This window comes from Bifidobacterium aesculapii, assembly GCF_001417815.1.
Lineage (GTDB): Bacteria > Actinomycetota > Actinomycetes > Actinomycetales > Bifidobacteriaceae > Bifidobacterium > Bifidobacterium aesculapii.
Genome location: NZ_BCFK01000026.1, coordinates 1 through 6,807, shown reverse-complemented (window position 1 = coordinate 6,807; position 6,807 = coordinate 1). Strand labels below are relative to the sequence as shown.

Here is a 6,807-nt window from a genome sequence, read left to right as displayed (position 1 = left end):
GGAGGGGGGGCGGCGCCCCCCCGCCCCGCCGTCATATGCGAAGGTTCCAGGCATGCGCCGACGGCGTATGCGGCTGACGCATGCCGGTGGTCATGCCCACAACGCCACGATCACCATGTAGATCGCGACCATGTGGCAGGCGTATCCGGCGACGGTGCCGCAGTGGAAGATCTCATGGAAGCCGAAGACCTTCGGCCACGGGTCGGGGCGGCGCAGCGCGTAGACGATCGCGCCGAGGATATAGCAGGCGCCGCCCGCGCACAGCAGGATCACGACCGTGGGCCCCGCATAGGGCGATTTCCAGAACAGCGCCATGAACGCCAGCCCGTAGATGCCGAAGATGATGTACACCACGGTGTAAAGCCACCTCGGCGCGGTGATCCAGATCACGTGGATGATCATCGCGACCGCCGTGCACACCCACATCGAGATGATGATGAAGTTGCGCCAGAACGGCTGCAGCGCGAACGATACCGGCGTGTAGGTGCCGGCGATGAGCAGGAAGATGTTCACATGGTCGATGCGCCGCAGCACGTCCGTGACGCGCGGGCTCCAGTCGCCCAGATGGTAGCAGGCGGAATTGGTGAACAGCACCAGCGACGCCGTCATGAAGACGGCGCACGCCCATTTGAGACCGGCGCCCTGCGCCAGACAGATCAGCACGATGCCTGCGGCGAGGGAGAGCGGGGCGGCCACGGCGTGGATCCATCCACGCATGGCCGGCTTCGGGCGGCCGTGCACGTCGAGGCGTATCTTGCGCTCGACCTCGGCCGGGGCGATGCCCTCCAGTTTCAGCGCCTTCGCCTCGCCTTTGGCGATGACGTGCCGCGCCTTGGCCTCCGCCTTGAACCTGATCTCCTGAGCCTTGAGCTCCGCTTTGCTGCGCGCGGCGTCCGCCTTGGCCTGCAGCGCCTGTTCGCGTGCGTCGATGACCGCCTGCCGTTTCGCCTGCAATTGTTCGTCCGTCAATCGCGTCATGCCTGCCATGCCGGCCTCCGGTCCGTTTGTGTGTTGACACATTTCTATCTTACGTTACCGTAACCTACGATAGCGTAGGTTACGGGGAAGTCAAGACGCATCACCCACATCCTACGTCTGTGACTAGCATACGTCGCCGGGATCGCCGTGATGCTCGGCGGCATCGCCTCCGAAGGCGTCTCCGTGCCTTCCGGCATGACCGTCCACGCACACCGCGGCATGGGCATCAGGAACACATGGAACTACTTCGCCATCGTGGAGGCGCATGGCCATAAGGCCGCCGTATCCGTCGTCACGCAGAACCAGGGCAAGGATCGCGCGGCGCAGCTGATGAGTCAGGTGCTCGCCTCCGTCGACGACAGTCTCGCACAGTGACCGACCGGCGTCCGGACGTCCGGGCGGGCGTACGCCGGTCCGGACGCCACCGGCCGCGAGGCGCGGCGAGGAAGTCGTGACGGCCTTGCGTATGATGGTGCCATGGCAGATTTCTCCCAGATACTCGCAACGCGGCCGGACCTCGACGACAGGGACAGGGAATGGCTGCACCAGCTCGTCGCCGACTGGCAGGTGATCGCCGACCTGAGCTTCGCTGATCTCCTGCTCATCATGCAGAACGGCGACGGCCGCTACGTCGTGGCCGAGCAATGCCGGCCCTCCACCGTCATGACCCTGCGCACCGATGACGTCGTGGGTGACATCATGCCGGAGGCCATGACCGGCGAACTCGACGCCGCCATGCAGTCGGCCGTCGTGTTCCGTTCCACCGTGCTGCGCACCGTCGGCAAATCCACCGTCTGCAACGTGTACGCGCCCGTACGCCACAACGGCAAGACGCTGGGCCTTGTGGTGCGCGAGACCAACATGGCGACCCGCGAATCCAACGGCCGCTACGAATCGGAAAGCATCAACGCGGGCAAACAGCTGTACGAGATGATTCCGCGCGGCCAGTTCCCCTACTCCGATTCGGTGATGAGCCAGCGCCACATGGCCCGCGTCGCCGACGGCTTCATCGTGCTCACCATGGACGGCATCATCCGCTACGCCTCCCCGAACGCCATCAGCTGCTTCCGTCGCCTCGGCCTGCTGACCACCATGCAGGGCCACTATCTGAGCGAGCTCGGAGCCGACCTGTTGCGCGAACAGAACGAGCAGGTCGACGAGCAGCTGCCGCTCGTGCTGTCCGGCAAGGCCGCCGTGGATTCCGAGATCACCACGAACCGTTCCGCCGTATCCGTGCGCTCGCTGCCGTTGTACGACATGAACGGGCGCACCGGCGGCATCATCCTGTGCCGGGATGTCACGGAACTGCGCCGCCGCGAGCAGGAGCTGCAGACCAAGGACGCGGCGATTTCGGAGATCCATCACCGGGTCAAGAACAACCTGCAGGCCGTCTCCGCGTTGCTGCGCCTCCAGGCGCGCAAGACCAAGTCCGAAGAGGTCAAGAAGGAGCTTCGCGAGGCGCAGCGGCGCGTGCAGACCATCGCGATGGTGCATGAAGGACTGAGCCAGACCGTCGACGAGGTCGTCGATTTCGACAAGGTCATTGCGAGCCTGCTCAAGATGGCCGTGGATGTGGCGACGATGCGCGACCAGCACATCGACATCGACTTCGTCGGCAAGTTCGGCATGATGCCCGCGCAGGACGCCACGCCGCTGTCGCTGGTGCTCACCGAGCTCATCACCAATTCCGTCGAGCATGGGTTCGAGGGCCGCAAGGAGGGGCACATCACGATATCGGTGGGCCGCTCGGGCTCGAACCTCAGCGTCATCGTCGAAGATGACGGCACCGGAATCGACACGGAATCCCAAGGGGGCATGGCCCGTTCCTCCGGCTCCGGTCTGGGCACGCAGATCATCAATACGTTCGTCACGAACGACTTCGGCGGCACCGTGCGGTGGGAGCCGCGACGCGGGGGAGGCACGCGCGTCGTCCTCGACATGATTCTGCGCGCGGCCCAGGCCGAGTGACCGCACTGCGTCGTGCCCGTCGTGCCGTCTCCACACGACGGGCACGACACGGCAGGACGATGCCTGAAAAACGATGTGCCCCTGCCTCACCATCCGTAGATGAGGCAGGGGCACATCAGTCGAACCGTGGAATCGGTTCTACAGCTGCATCTGCATGGCCTGGGAGCGACGCAGGCGCATGGCCTTGCGCTTGAGCTGGCGGCGTTCGTCCTCGCTCAGGCCGCCCCACACGCCGTAGTCCTGATTGGTGTCCAGCGCGCACTTGAGGCATGCGTCGATCACCTTGCAGGTGCGGCAGACGGCCTTCGCCTCCTCAATCTGCTGGTATGCGGCACCGGTGTTGCCCACCGGGAAGAACAATTCGGGATCCTTGTCGCGGCACGCGGCCTTGGCGCGCCAATCGTAAGCACTGCTCATCGTCGTTTCACTCCTGTCCGAGCCCTCAACATCCTGTCTTCATATACCTAAGCACGTTCGCACGTCATTTTCAAGACTTTCGGCAAAGAGATGAAGGAACGCCGCACCCGTGGCGTGTCATCACGCGACGGTGTGCCGCGCCGGCCCAAAGGACACGCACTGCACGGGCGTCGCCGTGGCATGGTCGATGAGCGCGCCTCGTCCCGGAACTGTCATGTCGTCCGTGCCGAACGACGTCCACACGTCGGCGGGAATGCCGTTCATCTGGTCGGTGGCCCGATCCCCGGTGGGGAACACCACGCGTATCGGGCAATGCTCGGGGATGCGGACATGACGGCTGGTGCGCGTCGCGAACACCACGGTGACGCCGGCGTCGTCCAGCGAACGTCGCAGCAGGCCGCACAGCGGGTCGTCGCCGAACGGGTCGAGCAGCGGATCGGCATCGTCGACGAACCATACGAGATGCGCCCCGGGCGCGGCGGTTTCGGGAACGCCCGATGCGACGGTTCCCGTGCGGGCGTCATAGGTGACGTATCCGTCCGTCTGCCGGTAGGTGCGGCGGATGACGGGACTGCCGCAGGCGTCCGTCACCGCAAGATACCGGGCCATCCAATCGAGCAGGTTCGTCTTGCCCCGCCCGTGCTGGCCTATGACGCCGATATTGCCGCGGCCCACCGGCAGCGATGCGACGTGCAGGGAGACGCCGTCATCGCCCAGAGCGAACGGAACACCGTCGGCGCCTGGTGATGCGGGCAGCGTCTCCAGCCGGCGAGGCAGGGGAGCGGTGAACAGCGGTGGAGGCGGTACGCAGCCGTGGAAGCGCGCCGCCATGGTGACCGCATCCACCAGGCGCGGGATGTCACGCGTGGCCGCGCAACGCCATGCCCGCACGGAGGCGCCGTCGTTGCAGTACGCCACGCCCGGCATCGACGGCGGGATATGCGCGGCCTTCGTCGAACCGAGCAGTTCCGTCGACTGCACGCCGTCGCGCACCCGAAGGCACAATCCGAGCGACATGTTCGCCTTCATGTCGGCGCCGACCTGACCCGCCGGATGCTGGGTGCAGGCGATGACATGCATGCCGAGCGCCCGTCCCAGCGAGGCGATGCGAACCAGCCGCGGCACCATGTCCGGCAGTTGGTCCTTCAATGCGTGGAATTCGTCCGCGACGATGACCATGCGCGGCGGGGCGATGCCGCGCATGTCCCGCACGTCCTGCGCATGGGCTTCGGCGACGAGCCGTTCACGACGTTTCAGTTCCGATTCGATCGCGCGCAACGCCCGCGTGGCATGGGCGAGATCGAGATCGCATACGCTGCCGACGCAATGGGGGAGTCGTTCCAACGGCCGGAAGGCGGTGCCGCCTTTGAAATCAAGGAAGACGAATCGCAGATCGTCGGGCGGATTGCGGCATGCGAGCGCCAGGCACCAGCTCTGCAGCAGCACGGATTTGCCTGATCCGGTGGTGCCCGCCACCAGGGCGTGAGGGCCCTGCCGTTCGAGATCGAGGTGAAAAGGCTCCCCCAGGGCGCTGGTGCCCACAGGCACGTCCATGGAAGCGGGGCCGAGCCAGCGACGCGCCACGGTCCTCCACGCGAGGGCGTCATCCTCCGGTCGTAGCCCGATCAACCCCTCCAGCTGCAGCGGGTCGAGCAGATCGAGGCGGGTGCTGTCGTCGATGGCCTCACGTCGTTCCGACTCGACGTCGTGACCCCGTCGTGCGTCACGGTCGCGTGCGCGCCGCCGCGCCACCTGCGCAAGCAGCATCGCGGCGCAGCCGATCAGCGAAGGCGCGAGCATCAGTGCGAACAGCCATCGACGCATGGCCAGCAGCACGGCGAGCATGACGATCTGCGCCATGAGCGGCGCGGCAGTGGACACCATGGTAAGGCGCTCCCCATCGAACGCCGTATCGCGGCCTGAAACGCGTGTGTGTGGATGTTTCCTCGTCATGGCGTCCAGTCTGCGATACGGCGCCTATGCGGTGCAACCCGTACGGGATATGTGGATACGGCCCCCGGGAATCTTCACAATTCGTCGGGAACGTGGCGGAGCCGATCAGCCGGCCTCCGCGAGCGTACCGACCGTCCCCGCCTCATGGGTGCCGCCTGCGAGCTCGGAGAACAGCTGCGTGTTCCTGGAATCGTCCAACAGCACGGAGGATCCCACGCCGTCCACCTGATAATCCGGATCCGACCAGTACACGCTGCCGGTCACGCCCTTCGCCCCGGTGGCGTCCTTGAACGCGAACGCCATGTCGAGAAGGGTCATCGGGGATGTCTTGGAATCCACGGTCAATGCCGCGAGCCCCGCGTCGGCGAGCTTCAAGACCTTGCCCGGGTTGCCGAGCACATCCTTGGACGTGGCTTTCGACACGATGGCCGAGATCACCTGCCGTTGGCGTTGCGCCCTGCCGAAGTCGCCGTTGGCGTCCGCGTAGCGCATGCGGGAGAACGCGAGTGCGGTGGTGCCGTCGACGTCGTGACAGCCGGCCTGCCAATCGAGACCCGAGTAGACGTCGCTGACCGTCTGGTCGTAGCACAGCTGCACGCCGCCGATGGCGTCGACCACCTTCGTGAGACCGCCGAACTTGATTTTCGCGATGTGGTCGATCTTCTGCCCGGTGATCTGTTCGACCGTGCCCACGAGCGCCTGGTTGCCGTACAGCTGCGCGACGGCATTGATCTTCATGTACTGGCCGTCGACCTGCGTGAGCGAGTCGCGGGGGATGGAGATCAGCGAGCTTGGTCCGTTCTTCGGTTTGGTGAGCACCAGGATGGTGTCGGTGCGGAAGCCGGGCGTGTCGTCTGCGCTGCCGCCCGCCGTGCCGTCACGTTCGTCGGAGCCGAGAATCAGCCAGGTGTCCGCCGGTGTGTTCGCGGCGGAGGTGAGCCAGCCGTCCTCCTTGTTGAGACGTGAGCCCACCCAATGCCACCCACCCAGCAAGGAGAGGACCAGCGCGGCGACGAGGGCGATGGCGATGCCGGCGATGATGCGCGGCGCGCCGGGGCGGTGCCGGCGGGTGAAGGAGCGCGTCGCGGCCGCGGCTTCGGCATGGGGGCGTGATACGTCAGGCGTACGCGCCGAAGCCGGTCGCGATGACGGCATCGCGCGGCGTGGCCCCGAGACATTGCTTGAGCCGGAGGAGCGGCGGGTACGTGCCTGTGCCGGGGACGGCCGCTGAGCGCTTTCGCTGTGCGTGGCCTGGACCGAACGCACGGCGCGTCGCCCGGATGGCGGCGTGAACGAGACGGGCTGCGCGGCCTGATCCTGTCGGAGATGCGCGCCGCGACCGGCCGTGCGTGCCGGGGCCGGGGTAAAGCTGGGGGGAACGGCGGCGGACATGCTCGCGCTCGCGTCCATATGCGATGCTCCCTGCGCGGGCTTAGGCTGGAGTCCGCCGTCCGCATGCGGGGACGGCATGGCACGACGGCGGGAACCGGC

Annotated in this window: 6 protein-coding genes; 2 read left to right on the top strand and 4 right to left on the bottom strand. The window is 66.4% G+C overall.

Translation table 11 applies throughout. From position 1 onward, the window contains the following. Positions 1–90: 90 nt before the first annotated feature. Positions 91–978 carry a PAQR family membrane homeostasis protein TrhA gene (gene trhA / locus BFAL_RS03605; RefSeq protein ID WP_055427064.1) on the bottom strand — a complete coding sequence of 296 codons (888 nt, stop codon included), beginning with the start codon at positions 976–978 and terminating at the stop codon, positions 91–93. Positions 979–1,128: 150 nt separating this feature from the next. Here trhA and BFAL_RS03600 point away from each other — a divergent pair, with 150 nt between their 5' ends. Both BFAL_RS03600 and BFAL_RS03595 read left to right on the top strand, forming a co-directional pair. After that, positions 1,129–1,353, top strand: coding sequence for a hypothetical protein (locus tag BFAL_RS03600; RefSeq protein WP_055427063.1), 225 nt, complete (start codon positions 1,129–1,131; stop codon positions 1,351–1,353). Between the two features lie 102 nt (positions 1,354–1,455). Then, positions 1,456–2,946 (top strand): sensor histidine kinase, encoded by a 1,491-nt coding sequence (locus BFAL_RS03595; protein WP_055427062.1) that lies wholly within the window; start codon positions 1,456–1,458, stop codon positions 2,944–2,946. A gap of 138 nt (positions 2,947–3,084) precedes the next feature. Here the strand turns inward: BFAL_RS03595 and BFAL_RS03590 are convergent, their stop codons facing one another. From BFAL_RS03590 to BFAL_RS03580, 3 genes are all read right to left on the bottom strand, one after another. Beyond that, positions 3,085–3,363: a WhiB family transcriptional regulator gene (locus BFAL_RS03590; RefSeq protein ID WP_055427061.1), complete on the bottom strand. Its 279-nt coding sequence runs from the start codon at positions 3,361–3,363 to the stop codon at positions 3,085–3,087. A 120-nt stretch (positions 3,364–3,483) separates the two neighbouring features. Then, complete coding sequence (locus BFAL_RS03585; RefSeq protein WP_055427060.1) at positions 3,484–5,247, bottom strand: FtsK/SpoIIIE domain-containing protein; 1,764 nt, start codon at positions 5,245–5,247, stop codon at positions 3,484–3,486. A 174-nt stretch (positions 5,248–5,421) separates the two neighbouring features. Beyond that, a complete protein-coding gene (locus tag BFAL_RS03580) occupies positions 5,422–6,471 on the bottom strand; it encodes an LCP family protein (protein WP_236691650.1) in 1,050 nt (349 codons plus the stop codon). Between the last annotated feature and the right edge of the window lie 336 nt (positions 6,472–6,807).